The 2939-nt window shown below is 60.6% G+C and carries 6 protein-coding genes; 4 read left to right on the forward strand and 2 right to left on the reverse strand.

Annotated elements, in window-relative coordinates; translation table 11 throughout:
- Nucleotides 1–499: MarC family protein (locus EOA22_RS29380; RefSeq protein ID WP_164755973.1), on the forward strand; the 499-nt coding region annotated here is incomplete at its 5' end.
- A 33-nt stretch (nucleotides 500–532) separates the two neighbouring features.
- Here the strand turns inward: EOA22_RS29380 and EOA22_RS29385 are convergent.
- Nucleotides 533–958, reverse strand: a complete 426-nt coding sequence (locus EOA22_RS29385; RefSeq protein ID WP_063167937.1) for an OsmC family protein — start codon at nucleotides 956–958, stop codon at nucleotides 533–535.
- A gap of 135 nt (nucleotides 959–1093) precedes the next feature.
- Nucleotides 1094–1615, reverse strand: a complete 522-nt coding sequence (locus EOA22_RS29390; RefSeq protein WP_063167936.1) for a single-stranded DNA-binding protein — start codon at nucleotides 1613–1615, stop codon at nucleotides 1094–1096.
- Nucleotides 1616–1798: 183 nt separating this feature from the next.
- Between EOA22_RS29390 and EOA22_RS29395 the strand changes: the two genes are divergently transcribed.
- The 3 genes from EOA22_RS29395 to EOA22_RS29405 all read left to right on the forward strand — a co-directional run.
- A complete protein-coding gene (locus tag EOA22_RS29395; RefSeq protein WP_013531835.1) occupies nucleotides 1799–2218 on the forward strand; it encodes a cupin domain-containing protein in 420 nt (139 codons plus the stop codon).
- Nucleotides 2219–2262: 44 nt separating this feature from the next.
- Nucleotides 2263–2577, forward strand: coding sequence for a metalloregulator ArsR/SmtB family transcription factor (locus EOA22_RS29400; RefSeq protein WP_013531836.1), 315 nt, complete (start codon nucleotides 2263–2265; stop codon nucleotides 2575–2577).
- A partial coding sequence (locus EOA22_RS29405) for an SRPBCC domain-containing protein (RefSeq protein ID WP_245478715.1) occupies nucleotides 2574–2939 on the forward strand: 366 nt, incomplete at its 3' end. The genes EOA22_RS29400 and EOA22_RS29405, both read left to right, overlap by 4 nt.

Raw genomic sequence — 2939 nt, forward strand, 5'->3', positions numbered from 1 at the left:
CCGCGCCGCGATCATCGGTTTCCTGGTGATGGCGCTGTTTGCGGTTGCAGGCGCCTCGATCCTGTCGGTGTTCGGCATCACGCTGCCGGCTTTCCGCGTCGCCGGCGGTTTCCTGCTGTTCTTCATCGCCTTCGAAATGGTGTTCGAGCGCCGGCAGGACCGCAAGGAGAAGATCGGCGACGTCGCCATCACCAAGGACATGATCCACAACATCGCCGCCTTCCCGCTGGCAATCCCGCTGATCGCGGGTCCCGGCGCCATTTCGGCAACTGTGCTGCTCTCAGGTTCCTTTCAAGGCTTTGCGGCGCAGGCGGCGCTGGTCGGCATCATCTTCGTCTGCCTTGCCATCACCTATCTGGTGTTCGTGCTGTCGGAACGCATAGACCGCATCCTCGGCCAGACCGGCCGCTCGATCCTGACCCGCCTGCTCGGCGTCATCCTGGCAGCACTGGCCGTGCAATTCGTCGCCGACGGCATCAAGGCGCTGATAGCGGGCTGACAGGCTGACGCGGCGAGAATCTCAAAGCCGGCTCTATCTCGCCGTCGTGTCGATGACCTCGAAATCGTGGGTAATCGTGGCGGTCTTGGCAAGCATCGCGGAGGCCGAGCAATATTTTTCGATCGAAAGGTCGATCGCGCGTTTCACCTTGTCGCTGGAGAGTTGCCTGCCCTTGACGACGAAATGCATATGAATGCGGGTGAACACTCTGGGTTCGGTTTCCGCCCGGTCGGCTTCGAGCTCGACAACGCAGTCCTCGACCGCGTCGCGCCCCTTTTCGAGGATGTGCACGACATCATAGGCCGAACAGCCGCCGGTGCCGATCAGCACCAGCTCCATCGGGCTCGGTCCCGGCGTCCTGCCTTCCGGTCCGGGCGCGGTTCCCAGCACCAGTTTGTGGCCGCTACCGGACTCGCCGACGAAGGTGCGTTCCTCGACCCATTTTACGCGTGCTTTCATCGAACTCGTCCTTCGCCATATTTCGTTGATCGCCATGTCGGCGTTCAGTTCGACAATGCAAAACCCCGAAAGTCCATGATGGACTCTCGGGGCGCAATGTTTGACTTAAGCCAAAAACAACATCTGCTGTTGCGATCAGAACGGGATTTCGTCGTCCAGTTCGCGCGACGAACCGCCACCGCCGCCGCTCTTGGCACCGCCACCACTGCGATTGAAGCCTTCGCTCGGGCTGGACTGGCCGAAATCGGAACCACGGCTGCTGCCGCCACCGGCATAGCCGCCGACTTGGCCGCCTTCACCCTGCCCGCGCGCGTCGAGCATCTGCAGCTCACCGCGGAATTTCTGCAGCACGACTTCCGTCGTGTACTTGTCGGCGCCGGTCTGGTCCTGCCATTTGCGCGTCTGCAGCTGGCCCTCTACATAGACCTTCATGCCCTTCTTCAAATACTGCTCCGCCACCTTGGCGATGCCCTCATTGAAGATGACGACGTTGTGCCATTCGGTCTTTTCCTTGCGCTCGCCGGAATTCTTGTCACGCCAGCTTTCCGACGTCGCAATGCGAATGTTGACGACCGGCTCGCCCGAGTTGAGGCGACGGATTTCGGGATCCGCGCCGAGGTTGCCGACCAAAATGACCTTGTTGACGCTACCCGCCATGATATTTCTCCGCGCTCATCCGAAACAAATTTTTTTGTCGCAGCACCTTACAGGCTGCAGGCGTCAGCCGCTTGCCGTGGCTGCCTTTACCCACAAGGTTTTTGTTCCCTGTTCGTTCTATGGTGCAGATGACGTTCTGTCAATGTTTGTCAGCAAGATGTAGTGTCCCGGCCGGAAATTTCCATGAAATCGGATCTGACCGGGGGCGATCAAATGAAGTCTGTCGCACATGAGGACCAGCAGCGCGAGCAATGGCGAGCAGGTGTGGAAACACGCATGCATGTGTCGGCCAGCAATGGTGCATCGCAACTTTGCATATTCGAGCAATGGGTCGAGCCCACGGTCGGCGCCCCAACGCATTGGCATCCCGTGGAGGAAGTGCTGACCGTTATCGCCGGTAGGGCTGAGATGTGGATCGACGATGAGCATACAGTCGTGACATCGGGCCAGTCTCTCGTTGTCCCCGCGAACAGGAAACACGGGTTCAAGAACGCCGGCACTGGAACGCTTCACATCCACGCCGTCCTTGCGTCGCCGATTTTCGAGGCGACGTTCGATGGGCCTGCCGGAATGGTGAGACGCTGGCTTCCGACAATCTCGTAAAACAGTGCTTGCCAAATCAATAAGTATTCACTTATGCTTTTGACATGATCGAAGCAGAGATTTTTCGCGCACTGGCCGACCCGACGCGCCGCGCCGTCTTTGAGCGGCTAGCCGCAGGCGAGATGAGCGTGTCGGAATTGCGCACCGGTATGACGGTGTCGCAGCCCGCGGTGTCGCAGCATTTGGCCGTCCTGCGTGGCGCAGGCCTGGTGGTCGAGCGGCGAGCCGGCCGCAACGCCTATTACCGCGCCGATCCGCAGGGGCTCGCTCCCTTGCTCTCCTGGATCGAACGCTACCGGACTTTCTGGCCGGAACGCATCGAAAGGCTGAAGGCGGTTTTGAAGGACATGGATCAATGAACGACAGGGGATCAATGGCCGACGAAAGCCATCGCGAAGTCTCTCCGGATGCGCTCGAGTTCGAGTACGACCTTGCCGAGCCGCCGGAAAAGGTCTGGCGGGCCCTGACCGTACCGGAATTGCTCGCCGCCTGGATGATGCCCAACGACATGAGACCCGAGATCGGCAACCGTTTTGCCTTCGCCGGGACGGGCGCGCCGATCGAATGCGAAATCCTCGACGCCGAACCCGAGAAGTTGCTGCGCTATTCCTGGCGGGAGCAGCCGGGCGACGCAGCCAGGCAGGATCCGCTCGACAGTGCCGTCACCTTCACGCTTGCCCGCACCGCTTCCGGCGGCACGCATCTGCGCATCGTCCACGGC

Source organism: Mesorhizobium sp. M7A.F.Ca.US.014.04.1.1 (assembly GCF_003998745.1).
Classification (GTDB): Bacteria; Pseudomonadota; Alphaproteobacteria; order Rhizobiales; family Rhizobiaceae; genus Mesorhizobium; species Mesorhizobium ciceri.